Origin of the sequence: Belliella marina, from assembly GCF_042682445.1 — a bacterium.
Taxonomy (GTDB): Bacteria; Bacteroidota; Bacteroidia; order Cytophagales; family Cyclobacteriaceae; genus Belliella; species Belliella marina.
Window position 1 is genome coordinate 86,150 of record NZ_JBHUHR010000015.1, and the last position, 23,516, is coordinate 109,665.

20 protein-coding genes are annotated in these 23,516 nt (G+C 40.7%); 6 read left to right on the top strand and 14 right to left on the bottom strand.

The window, feature by feature from the left end; genetic code table 11:
• Nucleotides 1-26: 26 nt before the first annotated feature.
• A complete protein-coding gene (locus ACFSKL_RS04620) occupies nucleotides 27-2,591 on the top strand; it encodes a M14 family zinc carboxypeptidase (protein WP_376883905.1) in 2,565 nt (854 codons plus the stop codon).
• A gap of 362 nt (nucleotides 2,592-2,953) precedes the next feature.
• Here the strand turns inward: ACFSKL_RS04620 and ACFSKL_RS04625 are convergent, their stop codons facing one another.
• The 4 genes from ACFSKL_RS04625 to ACFSKL_RS04640 all read right to left on the bottom strand — a co-directional run bounded on the left by ACFSKL_RS04625 (nucleotide 2,954) and on the right by ACFSKL_RS04640 (nucleotide 8,700).
• Complete coding sequence (locus ACFSKL_RS04625) at nucleotides 2,954-5,386, bottom strand: TonB-dependent receptor (RefSeq protein ID WP_376883907.1); 2,433 nt, start codon at nucleotides 5,384-5,386, stop codon at nucleotides 2,954-2,956.
• A gap of 221 nt (nucleotides 5,387-5,607) precedes the next feature.
• The gene (locus tag ACFSKL_RS04630; RefSeq protein WP_376883909.1) at nucleotides 5,608-6,213 is read right to left on the bottom strand and encodes a superoxide dismutase; all 606 of its coding nucleotides are present in this window, start codon (nucleotides 6,211-6,213) and stop codon (nucleotides 5,608-5,610) included.
• A gap of 105 nt (nucleotides 6,214-6,318) precedes the next feature.
• Nucleotides 6,319-6,762, bottom strand: coding sequence for a nucleoside deaminase (locus tag ACFSKL_RS04635; protein WP_376883911.1), 444 nt, complete (start codon nucleotides 6,760-6,762; stop codon nucleotides 6,319-6,321).
• An 807-nt stretch (nucleotides 6,763-7,569) separates the two neighbouring features.
• Nucleotides 7,570-8,700 (bottom strand): hypothetical protein, encoded by a 1,131-nt coding sequence (locus ACFSKL_RS04640; protein WP_376883913.1) that lies wholly within the window; start codon nucleotides 8,698-8,700, stop codon nucleotides 7,570-7,572.
• A gap of 327 nt (nucleotides 8,701-9,027) precedes the next feature.
• Here ACFSKL_RS04640 and ACFSKL_RS04645 point away from each other — a divergent pair, with 327 nt between their 5' ends.
• Complete coding sequence (locus tag ACFSKL_RS04645; RefSeq protein WP_376883914.1) at nucleotides 9,028-10,206, top strand: Na/Pi symporter; 1,179 nt, start codon at nucleotides 9,028-9,030, stop codon at nucleotides 10,204-10,206.
• Nucleotides 10,207-10,385: 179 nt separating this feature from the next.
• On the opposite strand, the gene deoC is transcribed toward ACFSKL_RS04645, so the two are convergent.
• From deoC to ACFSKL_RS04675, 6 genes are all read right to left on the bottom strand, one after another.
• Nucleotides 10,386-11,045 carry a deoxyribose-phosphate aldolase gene (deoC, locus tag ACFSKL_RS04650; protein ID WP_376883916.1) on the bottom strand — a complete coding sequence of 220 codons (660 nt, stop codon included), beginning with the start codon at nucleotides 11,043-11,045 and terminating at the stop codon, nucleotides 10,386-10,388.
• A complete protein-coding gene (locus tag ACFSKL_RS04655) occupies nucleotides 11,042-12,259 on the bottom strand; it encodes an NAD(P)-dependent oxidoreductase (RefSeq protein WP_376883918.1) in 1,218 nt (405 codons plus the stop codon). The genes deoC and ACFSKL_RS04655 overlap by 4 nt, the downstream gene beginning before the upstream one ends.
• Nucleotides 12,260-12,524: 265 nt before the next feature.
• Nucleotides 12,525-13,073 carry an FKBP-type peptidyl-prolyl cis-trans isomerase gene (locus ACFSKL_RS04660; RefSeq protein WP_376883920.1) on the bottom strand — a complete coding sequence of 183 codons (549 nt, stop codon included), beginning with the start codon at nucleotides 13,071-13,073 and terminating at the stop codon, nucleotides 12,525-12,527.
• A gap of 23 nt (nucleotides 13,074-13,096) precedes the next feature.
• Nucleotides 13,097-13,645 carry an FKBP-type peptidyl-prolyl cis-trans isomerase gene (locus tag ACFSKL_RS04665; protein ID WP_376883922.1) on the bottom strand — a complete coding sequence of 183 codons (549 nt, stop codon included), beginning with the start codon at nucleotides 13,643-13,645 and terminating at the stop codon, nucleotides 13,097-13,099.
• Between the two features lie 9 nt (nucleotides 13,646-13,654).
• Nucleotides 13,655-14,593 carry an FKBP-type peptidyl-prolyl cis-trans isomerase gene (locus tag ACFSKL_RS04670; protein WP_376883923.1) on the bottom strand — a complete coding sequence of 313 codons (939 nt, stop codon included), beginning with the start codon at nucleotides 14,591-14,593 and terminating at the stop codon, nucleotides 13,655-13,657.
• The gene (locus ACFSKL_RS04675) at nucleotides 14,580-15,620 is read right to left on the bottom strand and encodes a DHH family phosphoesterase (RefSeq protein WP_376883925.1); all 1,041 of its coding nucleotides are present in this window, start codon (nucleotides 15,618-15,620) and stop codon (nucleotides 14,580-14,582) included. The genes ACFSKL_RS04670 and ACFSKL_RS04675 overlap by 14 nt, the downstream gene beginning before the upstream one ends.
• 191 nt (nucleotides 15,621-15,811) lie before the next feature.
• Between ACFSKL_RS04675 and ACFSKL_RS04680 the strand changes: the two genes are divergently transcribed.
• Nucleotides 15,812-16,234 carry a nucleoside-diphosphate kinase gene (locus ACFSKL_RS04680; protein ID WP_241273910.1) on the top strand — a complete coding sequence of 141 codons (423 nt, stop codon included), beginning with the start codon at nucleotides 15,812-15,814 and terminating at the stop codon, nucleotides 16,232-16,234.
• A 658-nt stretch (nucleotides 16,235-16,892) separates the two neighbouring features.
• Here ACFSKL_RS04680 and ACFSKL_RS04685 read toward each other — a convergent pair.
• Together ACFSKL_RS04685 and ACFSKL_RS04690 are read right to left on the bottom strand one after the other, a co-directional pair.
• Nucleotides 16,893-18,416: a P-loop NTPase family protein gene (locus ACFSKL_RS04685; protein ID WP_376883927.1), complete on the bottom strand. Its 1,524-nt coding sequence runs from the start codon at nucleotides 18,414-18,416 to the stop codon at nucleotides 16,893-16,895.
• A 7-nt stretch (nucleotides 18,417-18,423) separates the two neighbouring features.
• Complete coding sequence (locus ACFSKL_RS04690) at nucleotides 18,424-19,524, bottom strand: vWA domain-containing protein (protein ID WP_376883928.1); 1,101 nt, start codon at nucleotides 19,522-19,524, stop codon at nucleotides 18,424-18,426.
• A 65-nt stretch (nucleotides 19,525-19,589) separates the two neighbouring features.
• Here ACFSKL_RS04690 and ACFSKL_RS04695 point away from each other — a divergent pair, with 65 nt between their 5' ends.
• A complete protein-coding gene (locus ACFSKL_RS04695; RefSeq protein ID WP_376883930.1) occupies nucleotides 19,590-19,799 on the top strand; it encodes a hypothetical protein in 210 nt (69 codons plus the stop codon).
• A gap of 7 nt (nucleotides 19,800-19,806) precedes the next feature.
• On the opposite strand, the gene ACFSKL_RS04700 is transcribed toward ACFSKL_RS04695, so the two are convergent.
• Nucleotides 19,807-20,046 (bottom strand): Kazal-type serine protease inhibitor family protein, encoded by a 240-nt coding sequence (locus tag ACFSKL_RS04700; protein ID WP_376883932.1) that lies wholly within the window; start codon nucleotides 20,044-20,046, stop codon nucleotides 19,807-19,809.
• A 200-nt stretch (nucleotides 20,047-20,246) separates the two neighbouring features.
• Here ACFSKL_RS04700 and ACFSKL_RS04705 point away from each other — a divergent pair, with 200 nt between their 5' ends.
• Nucleotides 20,247-20,849 (top strand): trimeric intracellular cation channel family protein, encoded by a 603-nt coding sequence (locus ACFSKL_RS04705; RefSeq protein WP_376883933.1) that lies wholly within the window; start codon nucleotides 20,247-20,249, stop codon nucleotides 20,847-20,849.
• 180 nt (nucleotides 20,850-21,029) lie between these two features.
• Complete coding sequence (locus ACFSKL_RS04710) at nucleotides 21,030-22,655, top strand: ArnT family glycosyltransferase (RefSeq protein WP_376883935.1); 1,626 nt, start codon at nucleotides 21,030-21,032, stop codon at nucleotides 22,653-22,655.
• On the opposite strand, the gene ACFSKL_RS04715 is transcribed toward ACFSKL_RS04710, so the two are convergent.
• Complete coding sequence (locus tag ACFSKL_RS04715) at nucleotides 22,596-23,312, bottom strand: phosphatase PAP2 family protein (protein WP_376883937.1); 717 nt, start codon at nucleotides 23,310-23,312, stop codon at nucleotides 22,596-22,598. The two genes, ACFSKL_RS04710 and ACFSKL_RS04715, sit on opposite strands and share 60 nt — an antisense overlap.
• Nucleotides 23,313-23,516: the final 204 nt, after the last annotated feature.

Sequence of the window (23,516 nt, forward strand, 5' to 3'; positions counted from 1 at the left end):
CCAACCTCCACATAATATTTAAAATAATGTCAAAAACAATATATATAGGATGCATTTCCATCGCCCTCTTCCTTGTCTCAACAATAAGTTATTCACAAATTGACCTTTCATATTATCTTCCAGACAACCATTTATACAAGCCTGAGATCCCTACCCCCAAAGAAGTATTGGGGTTTGAACTAGGAGAATGGCATGTTTCCCATGACCAGGTGGTGATGTATATGAAAGCGCTTGCTGCCGCTTCAGACAGGGTTACGATAGAAGAAATCGGCAGGACTTATGAAATGAGGCCACAGCTGACCCTTACCATTACGAGCCCCTCCAATCACAGCAAACTTGGAACAATCAAATCCGAACGAAAAAAAATCAGACAACCAAATTCCAATTTGAATATCAAAACGATGCCTGTAGTGGTATATGCAGGATATTCGGTCCATGGCAATGAGTCTTCTGCGGTCAATGCCTCCCTATTGGCAGCCTATCACTTTGCAGCATCTGTGGAAGTCGCTTCAGATCTGGATGACATGATCATCCTAATAGACCCTGCCCTCAATCCGGATGGGGTGAATCGCTTTGCTTCTTGGGTAAATTCGAACAAGAGCCAAACCCCCAATGGTGATCCTGCGGGCAGGGAACTCAATGAGCCATGGCCAAGGGGACGAAGCAACCACTATTGGTTTGACCTAAACCGGGATTGGCTGCCAGTCCAACACCCAGAGTCCAGAAATAGGGTTGCTGTCATCCAAGATTGGCTGCCAAATATCCAACTGGATTTCCATGAGATGGGCGCAAACAGTACTTACTTCTTCCAGCCTGGTGTTCCGAGCAGAAACCACCCTTTAACCCCAAAAAGAAACTTTGAACTCACAGAGAAAATAAGCAGGTACCATGCTCATTCCCTTGATAGTATTGGCTCTCTTTACTATAGCCAGGAGGACTTTGATGATTTCAATTACGGAAAAGGATCAACCTACCCCGATGTCCAAGGATCTATTGGAATCCTATTTGAGCAAGCATCCTCCCGTGGACATTTGCAGGAAACGATCTATGGGCCACTCAAATTTGAGTTCACTATCAAAAACCAGTTTAACACAACCCTTTCGTCCATAAAAGCCGCCAAGGAAATGCGGGAGGAATTGAATACCTATTTGCGGGATTTTTATGCCGAGGCAAAATCAGAATCCGATATGGACACCAACAAGGCATATATTTTCGGTGCCCAAAATGATGCCGGCAGAAGCCACCACTTAGCTGACATTGTCCTCCAACATGATATTGATGTCTACAGCCTGATGGAGGACATCACTGTCAACGGGGTGAAATTCGAAAAGGAAAAATCATACATAGTCCCACTCAACCAACCACAATACAGGTTGATCAAAGGGATTTTCGAAACCAGGACAGACTTCCAAGACAGTCTTTTCTATGACATCTCTGCATGGACCATGCCGATGGCATTCAACTTAGAATATGTGGCACTCAGCAGTAGAATCCTCAACTTGGCCAGTGTAGAACTATTAACCAAAACAAACCCACTTCCCGAAGGCAGTGTAATGGGTGAAGTCGCTGCCAAAACCTATGCTTTTGAGTGGGAGGAATATTATGCCCCAAAAGCCGCCTACCAATTGCTGGACAAAGGCTACCTTGTCAGAGTGGGGCATGCCGAACTCGAAAGTGCCGAAGGGCATAAATTCAAAAGGGGTAGTATATACATTGACAAAGGCCAGAGCAAAAAAAGTGACCAAGAGTTTTTCAAAGACCTGCAGCATGCCGCAAAAACTACAGGGGTAACAATCCATGCCATCAACAGCAGCAAGACCAAAGGTGTCAACCTTGGCTCCCCCAGCCTAGAGGTATTGACCAAGCCAAAGGTTGCATTACTGGTAAATGGGGGCATTTCCAGCAGTGAAGCAGGCGAAGCGTGGCATTTGTTGGATCAGCGATTTGGTATTCCAGTGACATTGTTGGACATAGACCGTGTCAGCACAGCTGACCTCTCCCGATACAACACCATATTGGCACCAAGTGGCAATTATAATTCCTTGGGAAAAGAAGGTACAGAAAAATTGAGAAATTGGATCAGCTCTGGCAACACCTTAGTAGCACAAGGTTCTGCACTGTCTTGGTTGGACCAAAGCAACATGGGGAATTTCAAGTTCAAAACCGAAGCAATGAAAGATACCGTCACACAAAAAGCCTATTCGGACTACAGCAAAGCAATTGGGGCAAAAGTCACTGGCGGTGCCATTTTCAATGCCATACTGGACATAACACACCCAATTGGGTATGGATATGACAATCCGAAAATCTACACTTTCAGAAGTGGGAACCAATTTTTGATTGCATCCGACAATCCGTATGCCAACCCGATGATCTATACATCTGCCCCACTTGCGAGTGGCTATGTACACCCTTCCAATCTCGAACAGATCAAAAACTCTGCATCCATAAGCGTCGCAAGCGTAGGCAGGGGAAGGGTGATTGGTTTTGTGGACAATCCGAACTTTAGGGCCTTTTGGTTTGGGACAAACAAACTTTACCTAAATGCAATTTTCTTTGGCAGTACCATAAAATCGGGAACAGGAAACTAGAATTTCTGAGACAGGGAGAGATGTGAGATTTGAAATAAGGTAGAAAATACGATGGAAATAAATTGAAATATTTGTCCGAAAAACCCTGTCCCAGGTATTCTTGATTTATTATTCAGAGTCCTGAATACTTGATTTGAAAAATGTCAAATTTCAAACATCGAATTATGAAATGCGAGATACTAATGAAATGAAACTAGAGTCAAGATCCAAGTAGAAAAAAGAGGAAAACATAAAGAGAGAAAGGTTTGGCTAAAACACCACCCCAATTCATTGGTTTTCCATTGACTTGAAAAAAATAAAACAAGCCCCGGAGATGCTCTGGGGCTTGATTGGTTTAGAAGAGTGTTCTTCTTACGATTAACCTAATCCAGTCTATTTCTTTCTTCAGTACTACCACTTCGATTTGATACCCTGAAGCTTTCGCCTTGTGCAAACTTATATCTTAATGTCAACCTTACTCCCTGATTGCTTCTGTACTGCCTGAAACTCGTATCAATCTGGTCAAACTGGACATTCGCCCTGATAACTTGTGTCCTCAACAAATCGGTACCATTGACAGTAAGGGTAAATTTCTCTTTCGCAAATGACTTGGTAATCCCTGCATCCAAACCTCCCATGGCACCAATAGTCGCCTGCCCCCAAAGCATCGGCCCCATATACGAACCAATCAGCTCAGCCTTGAAACCTTTTGGTAGTACAAAGTTGTGTTGCGACCTCATCATGTAGGATACTTGGGACACATCCAACATCGCATCGCCGATCATCGACTTCCATTTGGAGTAGTTTACCTGAACCATATTGCTGGTATTCCACCAAGGGGTAATCTCTACAGGAATAATCCCCCTAAAGTTGATGTTTTGTGACCTATCCAAATTGGCATTGTAAGTTGTTGTAGTCCTCGACTCTTCATCTTGCTCGAATATCTGCTGAAACACATCCGTCGTCAATGAATACCCCAAGCTAAACTGATAAGCACCTTTGATCACATGATTCATTTCAAGATTGTGTGCGTATTGGGGTCTTAGGTTTGGGTTGCCTCTTTCTGTAGTCAATGGATCAATGTAGAACACAAAAGGATTGAGCAATCTGTAATTTGGTCTAGTGATTCTCCTGTTTGCATTGTAGATGATCTGATAGTCTTTGCTTACTTTATGCTGTACAAACAAACTTGGGAACAGATTGAAATATTTCTGTGAATTCTCCTGATCCAAAGTCACAGAAGTGCCTAAGATGTCAGAATACTCCCCTCTCAGACCTGCCTGAAAACTTACTTTATCTGAGAATTTGCTTTTGTAGGAAGCGTAGGCAGCCAAAACATTTTCATTGTATACAAACCTGTTGCTATTGGGGTCAGGGGTGTATGGTTCTTCTTCAACCGATCTACTCAAGTCAAGGTTATTGTCCGACTTCACCCAGCTCCCTTTTACTCCTGTCTCCAACACCCTTCCTTTTCCAAATGGTTTTGTAAAATCCACTTTGGCTGTGAATATGTTATATTCCATGTCGTTCAAATTCCTGATCCTATCATTCGTTGCCTGACTTTCATTCTGGTTCAACCAATAAGCATTGGACAAGACAGCTTCCGCATCGGATCTCATATTTGTGAAGTCAAAATCTGTAGTGATTTTCGTCCCTAAAGTATCCAATAAGCCAACATAATGTAAGTTTGCAAAAAGCCTTCTGCTTGAAAACTCACTGTCATTCAATGATCTGAGAAAATTCTTGTCTTCCGTTCCTGGATTGGAGACTTCAGTAAGTGCGGCACTCACATCTTTCCCGTTTGAGCCAGACGCCTGTACACTCATCCCAACACTATGGTTTTTGTTGATTTCGTAATCTGACCCTCCATTGAAGAATAGATTCTTGTTTCTGGTGGTAATCCTACTTTCTTGATCAAAGTTTGAAATACCATCTTCCAATTGGAAATTCCTGTTGATTTCCAAGTCATTGAAGACTGCATACTCGCTATAATTAAGGCTGGCATTATTGGTCCACTTTCCTTTTTTTGCATTCACAGTGACGCCAGCATTTGGGGCAAATTGACCATTGTATTGGCCTCCAAGTTGTACACTGCCAAAAACCCCATCAATGTTGTTCTTTTTCAATTTGATATTGATGACCCCTGCACCACCTTCCGCATCAAACCGGGAGGTAGGATTGTTGATGATTTCAAGGCTTTTGATATTCTCTGCCGGCATTGCCCTCAAGAAATTCGCCAAATCCTCAGCACTCATGTATGTCTGTCGATCATTGATCATCACAGTGACCCCTGACCTTCCATTCAGATTGATCACCCCATTTTGATCCACATAAATCCCTGGAGATCTTCCAATCACGTCCAAGGCAGTATTGCCTTCAGCCATTACTGTACCTTCAATATTGACGGTGGTTTTGTCAGGTTCTATGATCACCTCCGGTCTTGTCGCCCTTACAGTCACCTCTCCAAGTGCAGCGATTTCCTCTTCCAAAGTAATGGCTCCAAAGTCTTTCAAGTCCCCGGCTTTTACTTCAAATATATCCGACTCGTAGGTCTCGAAACCAAGGGATGAGATGACCAATTGCATCTTGCCAGTTTTAGAAGATTCAATCTTAAATTTACCGGATTCATCTGTCACAGCCCCTGTAATCAATGAGCTGTTTTGGGAATCCATCAGCATGACATTGACAAATGGAAGCTGCTCCCCTTTTTGATCTTTCACTTGACCCAAGATTTGGGTCACTTCTTTGGCAGCTAGGTTACTCAGACCCAAAAAGAAGAAGAAAAAGATTGTAAAAACTTGTATAGTGCTTTTCATTGGAATAGAAATTAATTGTGTCCGTATTGATTGGTGATCTCCTTAATGAAAATCCAGTGCCAAAGGACAAAAAACACAACAAATCACTCACTATCAGTTACTTAAAAATATTACTCCAAAATAAGATGTCTCAAAATCGGACACAAAAACCGTTCGGTTTAGCAACAAAAAAAAACCTGAAGGTAGCTACCTTCAGGTTCTTTTGTTGAGATGGAAACAGCTTATTTGGCTGCCGCATATCTTTTACTTACTTCTTCCCAATTGACTAGATTCCAAAATGCGGACACATAGTCAGGTCTTCTGTTTTGGTAATTCAGGTAGTACGCATGTTCCCATACATCTAAACCAAGTACTGGAGTTCCTGGACATTCAGCAACGTCCATCAATGGATTGTCTTGGTTTGGAGAAGAACATACACAAAGCTCTTTTTTTGCATCAACACACAACCAAGCCCAACCAGAACCAAATCTGGTAGCAGCAGCTTTGTTAAACTCTTCCTTGAAAGCATCAAAAGAGCCAAATTTGGCATCAATTGCAGCTGCCAATTCACCCGAAGGCTGTCCTCCACCATTTGGGGAAAGAATAGTCCAGAAAAGGCTATGGTTAAAGTGACCTCCACCGTTATTTCTTACAGCTGCATTTGATCCTGCTACCTTCATCAAGTCTTCCAAGGACTTGCCTTCAAGGTCAGATCCTGCCACAGCGTTGTTCAAATTGGTTACATAGGCGTTGTGGTGTTTGCCATAATGTATTTCCATTGTTTTAGCATCGATATGCGGCTCAAGCGCATTAAAGTCGTAAGGTAATTTCGGAAGTTCAAAAGCCATTTTTTTTTCGGTTTTATAGTTAGAAATAATATTAAATTGTCTATTTGTGATTCAGTAAACAAACCAAGACTCTGCCAAAATGGTTCTGTTTTTATTCAAAACATGTCACTTTCTTAGTTTTTTGAAAAAATCATCCAACAATTGTTTGGCTTCTAAAGCCATCAGCCCATTTTTCACTTTTGTTTTGGGATGTAATAAGCCTTCAGAAACCCTTGAAAAGCCACGGTTTGGATCTGAGGCGGCATAGTGAATCTCCCCGATCTGAGACCAAAAACTAGCCCCAGCACACATCACACAAGGTTCCAAAGTGACATAAAGCTTACATTCATTGAGATACTTGGATCCCAAAGAATTGGTCGCTGAAGTGATCGCCAGCATTTCTGCATGGGCAGTGGCATCCGTCAGTTTTTCTGTTTGATTATATGCTTTTGCGATGATCCTGTTTCGACAGACCACTACTGCCCCTACAGGAATCTCATCTTCTTCAAATGCGATCCTGGCCATCTTCATGGCCTCATTCATAAAATATTCATCTGTAAACAACTCCATGCATTTTCCTGATTACCCGCAAATATACAGGTTAGTTAATAAAAAATCCCTTGCCGGATAATTGTTAATGGTTATTGGTTGATTTGGGAGAAAAGGACGAGCTGAAATTTCAAAAAATCTCTCAGAGCTTCGTTGAGGTGCGGAGACTGCCAAAGGAGGAGGCTTCACTCAACGGTTTTAAGATCTAGAGAATGTTAAGCGAAGGATAAATCAGTCTTAAACCTTTTCTTTTTTAATGTTAGTTGGTGCAATGTTCGACCTTCCGATTTACCTGAGATAGACTTTAAAGGGTCAAGTAGGCTATTAAGTGGCTTATTCATTTTGCCACAGTATTTATACAGGGCATTCCAAGGTTTGCCTCTGCCTACCGTCAGTCAGGCACTTCACAGATAAACTACTATCGGCTAATAGCCAATAGGTTTGGTTTCGCTTAAAGGCAACTAAAGTGCATTCAAGACTTAGTGTTCTTTGTGAAAAACTTTGTGACCTTTGTGGTTATAATTTTCACCACTAAGATCACAAAACAAAATCACCAAGTTCGCAAAGAAAAAAGACTAAAGTCTTCGCATAAAGGCGAGGGATTTCCCCCCAGTGTAAGACATAACGTAATTTGCTCCCCCGATAATTTCCATCTTATTCAATTCTGCATAACTCTACTAATTACGAGAATCAATTATGTCGCCGAACTTATCTGCTAAGGATATAAGCATATCTCCACATTATGTCGCAAAGCATATATCTGTTATCCTGTTAGTCTTACTTCCCCAATATTTATCGGCACAGGCTTTACTTCTTTTTTCTTAAATGCTAGAATATCAAATCAATCATTTCCTTCCTTACGCCTTCATTGATGATCAGTGCCAATACCAGTGAGACTAAAAGCCCAATCAGTGCCCTGACCACATCTTTTCTTGCCAACCTATAAGCCCTAACCAACCTCGCCCTCCTTTTCTTCAATTTTCTTGATTTGGCCAAAGCAATCGACAATTCCCTACCTCCAAGCAAACCTATAAACACCCAAGTCGTACTCATCGGCACATTGCTCATGATCTTGAAGTAAAACAAAATGACTGCATACACAAAATCCACTATGGTGGCAGCCCTTACATCTGTGACTTTGGTTTTTTCATTAACTATTCCCTGGATCCTATCACCTTTGAGATAGAACAAAAATCCCAACCCAATAAACACAAAACCCGCATAGGCCACAAACTCCCAAACATTCAGCTGACGGGGAAGAAACACAGCAATATTGGCGGCATCCTGCATGATCCAAACCGCCCAAAGTGTTCCTGAAGTGATCCATTGTAGTACATACCAATATGGCTTAGCCGTACCCTTCAAGTAGGTTTTAACAAATTTTTCCAATGTAAACCACACGATGATGGCGATGAAAAATGCAAGCAGATAGCCTAAAAAACTTTTTTGCATCACACTGACGATTGTCCCTGCCTTGTAGGTAAATACATTCAACAAAAGGAAGGTGGTAGAAACCGGCATTCTCAGCCTAGTCATTACCAACAGGACTATCGGGGCAGCAATCTGCAAAAACACGAAATTCGTAGGTGCCTGTTCCAAACCTGGCACCTGCAGTCTCTGGTAACTCACGTCACCATTGAAAGTCAGCCAACTGTAGGTGACCGTACCGACAAAAATCAAGCCCATAAAAAGCCAAAGCCAATACCATTTTCTACTCTGATTGGAAGCGATAAAAGTACCTATGGTCTGGATACTGTCATTGGCAATGGCAGAATATGCGGCCAAAGCAAAACCAAACCACATCGCAGCATAAGTATATGGTGTAATTACCCCGGCGATGGATACCAATACAAGAATGACTATTAAGAATGGCTTTTCTTTTCTGGTGAAATCAAAAAGTGAATAGGATGCTTTCGAAAGTGCGTCCTGGTTGATGTTTTGATCTTTGAGTTTGGCCATGGTTTTTTATTGGCGTTTTAAATTTGTGTGCAAAGTTAAAGAAGATTATTTGGCTTGAATGTTAATTTATTGTTAAGTCAATGATACCTTTTATTAACACAGGGTCTTCATCCATATAGTAGCCATTAGAAAGACTAAAACCAAACAATCAGAATTGCATCCAATAAAATAAAGAATAAAATTTCATATATTGAATTTTAACTCCAGCTAATTCATATTCATTATTAACAATATCTTCATATATATTCAGCACAAATATGAAACTTCTACATTTACTTTGCAGGATGATTTTGACGCTTTAACCCACTTCGCCCGTTTTTTCTATAGATGACAAGTATTCCACAAGATGTAATAAAACCAAATAGAGCAATCTTTCTACTACAGATGGTGTTTGCTTTGCTTTTATTCATGTTTTCTATAGACATGTTGACTGTCTCCATGCTACAGCTCAACAGCGATATCGCAAGGGATATTCTTCAATCCACCAACAATCCTTTTGTGGGCCTATTCATTGGCTTGCTGATGACTGCCTTGATCCAAAGCAGTTCCACTGTCACAGCAATGATCGTGGCAGTCGTAGCATCAGGCAACCTGAGCTTAATGCAAGCTGTCCCTCTGGTAATGGGGGCAAATATAGGCACTACCATCACCAGTACTCTGGTCTCCTTTTCTTTTATCATGAAAAAGGGGGAATTCAAAAAGGCGCTGTCCGCCGGTGTGATCCATGATATCTTCAATATCATTACCGTGATCATATTGTTCCCCCTGGAAATGTACTTTGGTTTCTTAAGCAATGCGGCTTCTTACCTGACCCATACTTTCTTTGATTCCAGCAACCACGACGCTACCAGATATCAATACAATGTCATATTTACCAGACCGGCTACCACTTGGATCGTTTCCAAAATAAACATTCCCATAATAGGGTTGATTTTAAGTGTTTTACTGGTTTTTGGGGCAATCAAACTCTTATCCGAAACAGTCTTCAAGACATTTGTTTCAGGGAATTTCAAAAAGGTAAGCAAACACATTTTCAAAAACCCAGGCATTGCATTCGTGTATGGCGTGTTTTTTACGGCTGCAGTACAGTCCAGCACCGTGACTACCTCATTGATCGTCCCTGCTGTAGCCAACAGAAAAGTTTCCCTCATCAAAGCATTTCCATTTATAATCGGAGCAAACTTGGGAACGACCATCACCGCGGTAATCGCAGCTATTTACAAGACAGAAGCGGCTATCAGCATTGCCATAGTCCATATTCTATTCAATCTGCTGGGAGCCATCATCATAATGCCTTTTCCCTCTATCAGAAATATCCCTGTGAAAATCGCCACCTTCTTGGGGACAGAGTCTGTCAGGACAAGATTTATTGGATTTGCCTATATCCTATTGACATTCTTCATCATCCCTTTTCTATTGATCTATTTCAATAAGAATGAAGATGTAAGGCAATCCCACCACCAAAGCAAACCTGAAGTGAAAACCGAAATCTCTGTGGATAAATAATTTTTATGATTATCCGCTACTTTGCCAGTAAATAGATAACAAAGGCATAATGTTGCGGATAATCGTCAACTACTCCACGGCGCACGAGTGTCTACGGTTAACTGTCAACAGACTGAATAGATCCTTTGTTGAGGGATGGTCTAAAGGGCTACTGGCAAAGAACGGTATATATGTAAATTTTATTCTGGTTTCTGTTCTTCCAATAACTGAACGCCTGAACTGGTTCCAATCCTATCCGCACCAGCTGCTATCAAAGCCTTTGCCTGTGCCAAGGTTTTGATCCCTCCACTGGCCTTGATCCCCACGTTGCTTGGCAGATTGGCCCTCATCAATTTGACATGCTCCACTTTTGCCCCCTCAGGAGCAAAACCCGTGGATGTCTTGACATAATCCGCTCCAGCGTCCTTACATATCCCACAAGCTTGCACTATCTCATCATCACTGAGGTAGGCAGTCTCTATGATGACTTTGAGGATGCGGTCATGCTGATGACATAAGGTGGATAGCTTGGCCAATTCGATCTTCGCCCAATTCAAACCTGCCTTGAATCCAGTCAAAGACCATACGACATCTATCTCGTCAGCTCCATCCTTGATAGCTTGCCCTGTTTCAAAAACCTTGGTTTCACTCATATTATATCCCAAGGGAAAACCGACTACAGTTACGAGTTGGATGGGAGCATCCCCAATTTCCCTTTTCGCTTTTTTGACCCAAAAAGGAGGTACACAAACACCTACAAACCCATAGGTTTTGGCTTCAGCAACCAACTTAACAATATCCGAATCAACCGTAAGAGGTTTAAGAACAGTTTGCTCAATATATCTAGCCAAATTTTTCATTCTTCCTTTTCTACTTCACCATTCAAATAATCCCGCAAATATATAAACTCCATGGTCAAATCCCCATCCTTGGCAATGGTGGCATTATCAATCATTTCGGATTGGGGTTTGAGTAATTCGGGAATAAAATACCTGATCAATTGCTCCCCAAAATCCTTGGAAGCATCCCGGGGAAGTTCGGTAGGCAGGTTATCTATCGCCATGATGGATATACTGTTTTGTTTGCCAAAAGGAGGCAATTCTTCGAATGTATCCCTATCAATATCAAATACTGGAGAGTGGACTTTGCTTGCCCGGATCGTAGTCGGAATGGAACCATCAATGTCACAAGTGATATCTGCGATGACCGAAATATTGAAATCCTCCGATTGGATGTCTTCCTTTCTGAATAAGCGAGGCGCACGGTTATCCCAATATGCCGCAGAAATCATGATGTCACTTACTTCTGTGTATTTCAGGAAATGACTCTCGTATTTTTCTGGCTGGGCGTAAAATTCTTCCTTATCGAAACCTCCATCTGTTTTTCGCCTGTTGTAGTGGGAAGATGACAGTAATGTGAATACCGGCCCATCATAATAATGAAAAAGAAAATCATGTGATTCTACCTGCCTGATCCCAGTGGCATGCAGTACCTCCAATGCACCCTGACCGACCCTACCTGAGCCTGTCACGACTATTTTGATTGGTGGAAGCTGGACTTTTTTGAGTTCCTCCATTAGCTCAAAGAGATCGAAACATTCAAAAGCACGTTTGATCTGATAAAGACCAGTCTTTTGCCCGTAGGTCCACAACCCATTATAAGCACCTACGACTCCTGCCCACCTGCCAAAAGCAGTCACTCTCTGCCCCTGGCTGTTCTTGAGGACTTCATAATCTACCAATTTGATGTTTTTATCTATGACTGCCCGCAACAGCGCTCTATTGTATGTCTGCTTCTTGATGGTATGTGAAAAAAACACATAGGTTTTGTCTGGGATCAATTGTTCGATAGGAACCTCCTTGATCCCAAAAAGCACATCACATTGGCTTATATCTTCTACAACCTTGATGCCTCTGGACTCATATTCGATATCAGAAAAACACCTGTGATCACTACTTTGCACAAAAAACTCAAGGTTGACGTGCGCCCTATGCAACTCTAAGATTTGCTCGGGAGTAAAAGCGACTCTTTTATCTACGGGGATTCTCCCCTCTTTGACCAATCCTATTTTCATATATTGCAAACAATAATCTGGTAAGTCTCAAGATAAAAAGAAAAATCGAAGGAATAATAGGGATGTCTACAAATGATATCAATTTACATGTATACTCCTTCCCTTTCTTGCCAATCGCCAGTTAAAATAATATGAGTATCCGCATGATTTCACTTGTATAATTTAGCAACTGATGCCATTGCAGATAATCATCTCTATTTAATGCTGCACAGATTATACAATCCCTTCCAAAAAACAAAGGCAACCCAGTGGGTTGCCTTTATACTTAATCTATTCCTTTGAAATCCACATCAAACCTGAGGATGGAATTGGGTGGGATCTTTTCATTGTTCTCAGCATTCCTGTAAGCCCAAGGTGAGGGGATCAATAGCACGGCTTTGGATTTTGGCCTTAACCTCCTAAACCCAAAGTTGAATCCCTGAATCTGATTTCCAGCACTTGTTAGTGGTGGAATAGTAAATACAAGTACACTGTAATTCCTGTTTTCCTGAAAAATATCATGCTCTTTGGCAACAGCCTCAATACTGGTATCAAAGACAGATCCATCGAGCAAGCTGCCTATATAATCCGTATATACGACTGTATTGGTGGTAGGACGGGAACCTTCCCCTTCTTCCTGTACGATAATTACCACCCCTGATGGATCTCTGATTATCTCCCCATCTATCGGGTTATCTCGAAGATAATCTTCTATTTTCAAGCTATCTATCTTCAAATTCCCTTCAACATCATAGGGTGGTCCTCCAAATGGATTCTGATCACAACCAATCAATGAAATAATGGGGATTAACAATAAGAACTGTAATTTCTTCATTCAGAAGTTATTTATTTTTTTAACTAATCGTTGTTTGCCGTATTCTTCTTTACCTCCACCATATGGATTTCAAAAATCAAAGGTGAATTTGGAGGGATGCTTCCCTGTTGGGTATTTCCATATCCAAAGAGAGAAGGGAAGATTGTAGTTACTTTATCACCCTCCTGCATCTTGGTCAATGCAAATTCGAATCCCTGAATCAACCTATCCCTACCAACCAAATACTCCATGGGCTTGTATGTCCTTTGGCTATTGTGAATATTATGTGCCTTGGCTATGCTGTCATTGGAAGTATCAAAAACAGTATTGTCAAGTAGTCTACCTGTGTAGTCGATAAGTAAAGTATCCCCGATTTTTAACGTATCAGTAGTATTCATCTTTTCTTTCCAAAAGATATAAACGCCATTTGGGACATCTTTGAATTCACCCATAGCAGGCATTGGATTTTCTGATATATACTTTAAAATGGCTTCTTTGTCCTGCTCTAATCTGATAGTGTAGTTTTCTTCTTCAGAAATACACGAAGACAATAGGGCTAATGCCGAAAACACAAGTAAACTTAACTTTTTCATACTTTATAATTAATTAACATCTGTAACTTCTACATCGAAGATCAATACAGAGTTAGGCTTGATGACAGCACCAGAACCTCTTTCTCCATATGCCAAGGTAGAAGGAATCAGGAGTTTGGCTTTAGCGCCTTTTTTCAACAATCCAAGGCCTTCATCCCATCCTGGAATAACTCTGCCCATCCCTACTTCTACATCAAGTGGTGCATAGCCGTCCATTTGGTCTCTCTGCTCATTGTAAACTCCAGCTTCCTGTGCTTTTTCCTTGATACTGGTATCAAAAACAGTCCCGTCAATAAGGTAACCTGCATAATTCACAGATGCTACCTGACCAGTCTCGATTTGATCACCATTTCCTTCTTCGTCTAAGACGTAAAACAGCCCTGATTCTGTCCTGCTGGCTTTCAAATTATTTTTGGAAATATAATCTTCAATAATCTTCACATCTTCTGCCAGCTGCTTTTCAGCATGCTCCGCCTGTTTTTTCACCTGTGCTTCCTGTAATGCAGTGAAGTACGCTTCAGTACCTTTTTCATCCAAAACATCGATTACACCAATCTGTACTTTCACTTCGGAACCGTCTTTGATAAATGGAGGGGTATTGAATTCACCGAATATTTTCTTGGCAGGTGCCTGAAGCACAATGCTATCTCCTTTTCTAAGCCCAAGCAAAATCTCCTCAATGCCTACTGTAGATTGCAAAGAATCATTGAACATGAAATATTGGGGGGCATTTTGATCATAGGTAGAAATGAATGTAGAATCATTGTCTGTAGCCACGATGAGATTATACAATACAAACTCACCATTTTTTGGGCTCTCTTTACCTTCTTTGATGTAGGTATATTCGATGCCATCAGTTGTCGTTTTCTTTGTTTTGGTACAAGACACCATACCTATTGCTACTGCAAAAACGACGGTTGATAATAAAAGACTCTTAATTTTTTTCATGGATAAGTTCAAGTTGTTTGAATAATGTATTATAGTTTTCTTTAATTAATTTCTCAAATTTCTCTGTTGTTTCGCTCAAAGTCAAGTCTGATTTTCCACCGGAGGCATTTTTGTGTCCTCCACCATTGAAATACTCCTGGGCAAATTTATTGACAGCCACTTCTTCGGTAGATCTGAAAGAGATTTTGATCCCATCTTCCCTTTCCGTGAAAAGTGCTGCAATCTTTATCCCACCGATAGACAAGGCGTAATTAACCAAACCTTCTGTATCCCCAGTCTGGGAGGAATATTTCCTAAGGTCTTTTTTGCTGATTGCAAAATAGGCTATCTTCAACTCTTCGTTAATCATCAATCTTCTTGAGATGGCAAAACCGATAAATTTCAGCCTGTTGACACTGTTGGTATCATAGATCAGCTTGGATATTTTGGAATTGTCAGCCCCCAATTCAATCAATTCAGCCGTGATCAGGTGGACATTTTTCGTCGTATTTGGATGCCTGAACCCTCCTGTATCTGTCATGATTCCAGAATAAAGGCATTCTGCAATATCAGAATCCAACAAATCCTTGTCACCAACCTTTACGATCAATTCATACAACAACTCACAGGTCGCAGCCGCATCGGTACTCCAAAATCTGAAGTCACAAAAATCTTTGGGGTCTTGGTGGTGATCTATATTTACTTTGTAAGCCTTCGCTTCTTTGACATACTCCTGCATTCCCTGCAACCTGCTCAAACAAGAAAAATCAAGGCAAAAAATAATCTCAGCTTCCTGGATTTTCTTTATAGCCTGTTCCTGTAATTTCTTGTCTTCAAAGTTGATTACAGCATCATTCCCCTTCATCCAATGAAGGAAAGAGGGATAATCAGAAGGTGTAATGACAGTAACATCGTGCCCTTTTTTCAACAAATAATTGGCTAATCCCAACGAAGAGCCCAATGCATCTGCATCTGGCTTGTAGTGGGTAGTGATGACAATCTTTGCTGGGCTTGCGATTTTATTTTTAAATAACTCGAATGCTTGCATTTTAAAGCTTTTGTACCAGTTCTTTTTAGAACACAGTCTGCAAAGGTCATGATAATTTCTTAAAAATCCCAATATCTATAAGGCTCTCAAAACAAAAGAGATAACACAGATTTCACAGTCAACTTTCGGAACTTCATTTATTTCCCGTATTTTTGCACCCTAATTCACAAAACTTATATAAATCCATCTATATGGCAACTAACAGAACTTTCACCATGATCAAACCTGATGCATTCGCAGCAGGAAACGCTGGTGCAATCTTGAAAATGATCGAAGAAGCAGGCTTCAAAGTAGTGGCAATGAAAGCCACAAAATTGACTCCTGAATTGGCAGGAAAATTCTACGAGGTACATCAGGCTAGGCCTTTCTATGCTGATCTTTGTGCATATATGTCTTCGGGACCAATCTTCGCAGCGATCTTGGAAAAAGACAATGCAGTGGAAGATTTCCGTAAATTGATCGGTGCTACCAATCCTGCTGATGCAGCTGAGGGTACCATCAGAAAAATCTTCGCTACATCTATCGAGGCAAATGCAGTTCACGGTTCTGACTCTGACGAAAATGCCGCCATCGAAGGCAACTTCTTCTTCAACCAAGCAGAGAGGGTTCTTTAATCCTAAGGAAAAGTAAAACAGCTAAGCAAAAGAAACATGCTAAGGTCTTTTGAAATATGATAGAAATATAGTTGAAATAAGCCTACGGCGAAATATAAAAAACTACCATTTATATTTTCACTAGAATTTCTATTGTAGGCCTTAGAGGATTCTTCAAAGAACTCGATTTTAGCAAAAAAGCCCATAGCTCGATTTTATTCAGGCTATGGGCTTTTTTAATTTGCTCACTATTCTTAAGATTTCAGAGCTACGCCCCTCATTTAATAACCTGAGTTCGATTGTTATCACAAAGTCAAAATCAATAAAAATTTCCAGTTACAAGGCAAATTTTTGAGGGATAGCCTAAGCTATCGCTCAAAAATTTAACGCAGTAAATGGGTGTTTTTATTGACTGAGCCGACTATTCGGTTTTAAACGGCAACCTACTTCACTTTTTCAATCCGCAATATCCCAATATTACTTCATAAAAAAGTTCGCAACTTCTTTTCGTAGTTCTCACCATTTAAAACCGTTCCTGCCTGCCGGCAGGCAGGTTGACAAAGTGAGAATAGGCGAACTCAGGTTAATAGTCTTTTACGAAGAGAGCAGGGCTAACGCCCCTTTTTGTTCAAAGACCTTTTTTCGAGACTAAATTGTTTTTCGACTTTAGATAAAGGCATCAATTATCATCTTCATCAAATTCATCTTCATCTGGTGCACCCATGTCAAACATGGAGCTGAACAGGTCTTTGAATTGCATCCCGGTATCCAATAGTTTTTTGCTCAGTTGGCTGTATTCTGCCAAACCATGCAAGGCAAATTCCATAAAGAATTCTTTTTCTTTCTCGGGAAGCCCTTCGATTGTTGCAGTAATTATCTCCTCCAATCCTGGCACTTGGTGCAGGGCTGATTTATACGCTTTGTCAGACTGTGAGGCTAGCACATCCAGCGAATTCCCTTCACCGAACCATGACAATGGCAAAACATATGGATTCCCTTCCCTATCCTTTTTCTTTTGTTCCGGTGATGGAAAATAATCAACAAAGAGAGTTCTGATGGCTTTCCCAATCAGATTGTAGGCAACAAGCCCTGCCCCTTCCTGCTCACCTTCATAGACCAATTCCACTTTCCCTGTGATGGCAGGAATGATACCTATCAAATCTGATATCCGTACAACTGTGTTTTCCTCCTTGTTTTTGTAAAGCCTTCGTTCGGCAGCAGAAATCAAGTTTTCATAAGCAGAAATAGTCAATCTTGCTGACACACCACTTTTCTCATCCACATATTCGCTATGTCTTGCTTCTATGGCAATCTGTTCGATCAAATCCTTCATCAGCTCTGGCACATGAATCTTGTCCAGAGGCTTGCCATCCAATTTTGCTTCTTGGGCAGTGATTTGTTTGCCAATCTCAATGGTTTTTGGATAATGTGTGATGATTTGACTTTCAATCCTATCCTTCAAGGGAGTTACTATCGACCCTCTATTGGTGTAATCTTCGGGGTTCGCAGTGAATACAAACTGGATATCCAGTGGAAGGCGAAGTTTGAAACCCCTGATTTGGATATCACCTTCCTGAAGGATATTGAAAAGTGCCACTTGGATTCTTGCCTGTAGATCTGGCAACTCATTGATCACAAAAATCGACCTATGAGAACGTGGAACCAATCCATAATGAATAACCCTTTCGTCATTGTATGACAATTTCAAAGTCGCGGCTTTGATGGGATCCACATCACCGATCAAATCTGCCACCGACACATCAGGCGTAGCCAATTTCTCTGTGTAGCGATCAGCCCTGTGCCACCAGGTGATTGGCGTATGATCCCCTTTAGCTTCGATCAATGACAAAGATGAAGCTGACAATGGCGCAAGTGGGTCATCATTGAGTTCCGAACCCTCTACGACTGGTACAAACTCATCCAACAAAAATGTCATCATCCTGGCGATTCTTGTCTTTGCCTGTCCACGCAAACCAAGCAGGTTTATATTATGTCTGGAAAGAATCGCTCTTTCAATATCCGGAATGACAGTGTCTTCATACCCCCAAATTCCTTCAAAGACATTTTCGCCCTTTTGAATTTTGGAGATCAGATTTTGTCTGAGTTCTTCTTTGATAGACTTGGGTTCGTAGCCAGCAGCCTTTAACTCTCCCAAAGTTTTTATATTCAGTAATTCTTTTGCAGTCAGTTTATTATACTCCATGTTTTCTTTAAAATCTTTTGGTTCTGTTACGCTTATAATCTTCAAAAATCAAATCTCCGAGCCCTTTCAAGCTACTGTAATAGGCATTTCCATTGTTCACCTTGGTAAATTCCTTCACAAACTCCTTCAAATAAGGATCGGAGGCAATCATAAATGTAGTCACTGGAATTTTTAGCTTTCTACATTGTGCTGCAAGCTTGAGGGTTTCGCTTAGGATTTTGCTATCTATCCCGAAACTGTTTTTATAATACTTGATCCCTACCTTCAGGCAAGTAGGCTTTCCATCGGTAATCATGAAAATCTGCTTATTGGGATTTTTTCTTCTGCGAAGCAAATCCATGGCTAGTTCCAACCCGGCGACTGTATTGGTATGATATGGCCCAACTTGCAAATAGGGCAAATCCTTGATTTCGATCTGCCAGGCATCATTACCGAAAACAATAATATCCAAGGTATCTTTGGGGTAGCGAGTTTTGATCAATTCGGCCAGCGCCATAGCAACTTTTTTGGCAGGGGTGATTCTGTCTTCCCCATACAGGATCATGGAATGGGATATATCAATCATCAGGACAGTGGAAGTCTGTGTTCTGACTTCATTTTCGACGATTTCAAGATCATCCTCGGTAAGCAAATAGTCGCCCGAAAAACCATGGTTGACCTGGGCATTTCGCAATGAATCAGTCAAAGCGATCTGATCGAGATTGTCCCCAAAGGAATAAGGTCTCCTATCAGTACCTTTTTCATCCCCTGTACCGGAATGGGTGGTTTTGTGCTGTCCACCTTTGGATTTTTTCAATTTCCCAAAAATCTCTTCCAGAGCTGATTTTCGGATAGATTGCTCTGCTTTCCCAGTGATTTTGAATTCCCCTTTTTGATTTTGTTCTGTCAAATACCCCTTCGTCTTGAGGTCTTCAATAAAATCCCCAATCCCATACTGTGGATTGGTCAGATTGTACTGTTTGTCCAAATTCGTCAGCCAACTCAATGCCTCTGCCACATCCCCCCCGGTCATTGTCACCAATTGCAGGAAAATATTGAGCAGGTTGTCAAAGTTGTTTTTGTCTGGGTCTTTTGGCGGTATATATTGTGTAAATCTGAATCCTTTCATAACAGGCACATAACAAGAATAGGTGCTTGCTAGTTTATATTAATGAAAGAATAAACCAAAAGATTATGAAAAAGCTGCTTTACCCTGTATATATGGTCACAGCCATTGTGATTATTTACGTTGCTGCCATTTTCACAAGTTTCAGCATCTCATTGATTTTATTTGTATTTTCTATATCCCCAACCTTGATTATCTGGATGGCTTACAAAGTTTTGACTTCAGATATAGAAGTCAACTCAACATTCGAAGAGAAATGGTATGAAGATGAGACATAAAGGCTGGTTACTTACAAGCCCCTTTTGTGTATGACTTAACTCCCGAATTGATCGCTATGCAATCATTCCCATAGGTCTTATTATCACATCCACAAACCGGATCATAAATCATATAGCAGGGGGCATCTTTCTTGATTTTAGATTTGTCAATACAATCTACAACTTCATTTGGTGAAAAATCCTCACATTGAAATGCTATCAGAAAAACCATCCCACTGACCATCAAAGCAAATATCCACTTTTTCATACTATTGCTATTTTTTGTTCTTTGACTAGACGTAGCAACTTGCAGAATTGCTACAATAATTTTTTAAACAACACTTTTATAGAATTAACAAACAGTGAATTCCTGAAAATCAAAATCTTGAAAAGAGAGAGAGATATTGGTTATTTAGTACCTTGTGTTTGAATTGATAGATTATATACAGGATTTATAGTTAGTAAAAAATGGATTTACAATACCCTTTGGAATTGGCAGGGACATTTGTCTTTGCGATCTCGGGAGCTCTTGCAGTCAGAGGACGTGAACACGACCTTTTTGGGGCTGGTTTTACTGGATTCATCACCGCTATTGGTGGGGGAAGTCTTCGGGATGTTTTACTTGGGAGCTATCCATTGGTGTGGGTTGGTGATGTGCATGTGCTGTATGCTATTTTTGCAGGGATTTTATCTGCATTTCTGTTTCAGCGTTTTCTGTTGAAACTCAGAAAAACGATGTTTTTGTTCGATACCCTTGGGATTGGTTTTTTCACTGTGTTGGGAGTGGAAAAAGCGCTCAGCCTAGGCGTAAGTGTAGAAATTGCCGCCATCATGGGCATGTTTTCTGCTGTGATGGGAGGCGTTTTGAGGGATACCCTGACCAACGAAATCCCTATACTTTTCAGAAAGGAAATTTATGCCTCAGCATGCTTGACCGGAGCTATTTTGTATTTGGTCCTGAATCATTTTGGATTGGAAAGAGACTACAACCTTTTGATATCCATATCTGTGGTGATTACCATCAGGATGATTGCAGTGAAATACAAATTGAGTTTGCCTAGTCTGGATTGACTTGACCAAAACCACCTACTGAATGTACCACACAAAACCAAACTTCTCTGGCTGCTCCTATTAAACAAAAAAAGAACTAGTACATTGCCATTATCAGTTGTTTTATAAAAAGCTGATATCCAACAAGACATATAAGATCTGCGGATTTCAGGTAATAAAAACTTCATATAAAATTAACCAATGCATCAATGGATAATGGATTGGGTTGTCGTAATCTTAGACATGAATACAACTCAGGCTAATAGAACCATTGTTTATTTAGGTCTCTTCGGGTTAATTATAACCCTTCATTTTTCAGGTATCGGCAAGTTGAGCATATATGCATTGGATGAAGCCAAAAATGCGGTAGCTGCCTACGAAATGTCAGAACGTGCGGATTATATCCTTCCTACTTTCAACGGAGAGCCACGATATGACAAACCTCCCCTGCATTATTATTTCTTTATGTTGGGATATAAAATCTTTGGATACACCCCATTTGGCGCACGGTTTTTCTCTGCTATTGCAGGGCTTTTTTGTATAGGCATATGTGCTGGGTTTTTGAAGGAGCAGTTTGGACATCGGATCACCTATATATTCCTATTCCTTATAGCTGGCAATATCCATTGGATGGTCCAATTCCATATGGCTGTCCCAGACCCATTTTTAGTCGCTTTTTTGACAACCGCCTATTTGTATGGGTTTCGGTATTATCAAAGCAATTATTCTCAGACCAAATACCAATACTACTCTTATATTTCACTAGGCTTGGCTGTATTGAGCAAAGGCCCTGTTGCTTTGCTACTCTACATGATTACCTTCATCTTGTTTATGTTGATCCAAAAACGGTTTTCATTAAAACCTTGGTTTCGGATTCTTCCTCTGACCTTGTTTATCCTCATCGCAAGCTCATGGTATGTGATCGTAGGTTGGAAAACTGGGGGAAATTGGTTGGAAGAGTTTTTCTTGACGCATAACCTTTCCCGATTTGGTTCAGCCATGGAAGGACACGGGGGATCATTTCTGAAGACTTGGCTCTTTGTAGCCGTTGGGACATTTCCTTTTATAGTCTTTTTGCCCAGAGCTATCAATAGGATTTTCATCAAAAACAGGAAGGAATCAGTAGATGGAAATAATTTTTTAAGCTTTGCTGCTTTGGCATTCTTAATCATCATCCTATTTTTCAGTTTCGCCTCCACGAGACTGCCCAACTATACCGTACCTGCCTACCCTTGGTTTTTCATGATCATGGCTGTCTATTTGGAACGCATCAAATCCATCAATCAGATTTATTGGCTTTGGGGAATTTCAGCTTTGTTTGTATTGCTGATTAGCGTTGGGGGATACTTTGGACTTGCACAGACCCCCTATTTGTCCGAACATCGATCATTGGCTCTTTATTTTCTGCTTGCAGTGATCCCATTGGTATTATCAATAAAATTTATCCTGAAAAGACAAATGCTCATGGCCTATGCAGGGATTTCATTTTGTTATTCAACGATGACTTTGGTCTTTTTCCTATGGGTAATGCCTGTTTTGGATCAAAAAAACCCAGTCTATCTTACCAAATCAATTTGGAAAAACCAGGATCGCATATCCTATTATGAAATTGCAAACCCAGCTTTTGTATTTTACCTACAGCGCCCTATCCCTCCCTTCAATCCTTCCGAGGTGCAGGCAGGTGATTTGGTGATCAGCAGAAAAAAACAATTGCAAAAATTAGCATCTGAAGGTTTTTCATTCGAAACCCTAGCCGAAGAGAATGACCTATTTGAGTCTCCTATAACGGTAATTGTCAGAATGAATCCTCCGTTTCCAGACAACTAATCCCAATTGGAGTTTGCTCAAAAGGAATTGATTCAACCGGAAATTTTGCCACTTTGGTGGAAATCTGAGTGTGATGGCTTTTGCGGCAAAGAAAGAAAAATACCCTATCCACATCCCAGCCAATACATCCACAAGAAAGTGCTGCATCAGGTAGACCCTGCTAAAAGCGACCAAAAGCGCCAATAAAAATGGAAAGAACTGATAAAAAGGCTGTCTCGGTCTTGTCTGCGCCAAGAGGGCAGCTAGCAGAAAAGCCGTGGCAGTATGGCCTGATGGAAATGTGTTGTAACTTGCGATTTTCACACCTTCTACAACATGCAGTGACAAGTCCTGAAAAACCAACATAGGTCTAGGCGCACCATGAAAAAACACTTGCTTGCCTAGATATACAAATACAAGATGAATCAATGCCCCCAAGTGCAGTATGATTCCATAAGTGGATTTTTTGAAAAAGATGATCGGCAAAAACAACAAAAGCATCAGACCGTCTCCAAGGTGGGTAATATGCTTAAAAAAAGCATCAAGGATGGGATGGTGCAGTTCATTGATATAAAGTGAGAAGCCTTTGTTGCTATATTTCAATACCAACATAAATATGAGGACACTCCCAAAAAGCAAGTAAAAGGTAAATGCCGGTATATCTTTCCGAAAAGTCATAGCTACAGATTTAGCTTTCAATATCCGATTTCTATGAACAATACTGATGAAGTGAATATAAACGAATTGTAAAGTTTGGATTATATTGGTTTGGAGAACACAAAACAAGCCCAAAATCTGCTCTCAAAGATAGGAGCATACATTTCCATAGCATATTTGTTCTTTTCGCAACTTTTCAACCTTGACCCCTTGTTTAAAAATCAA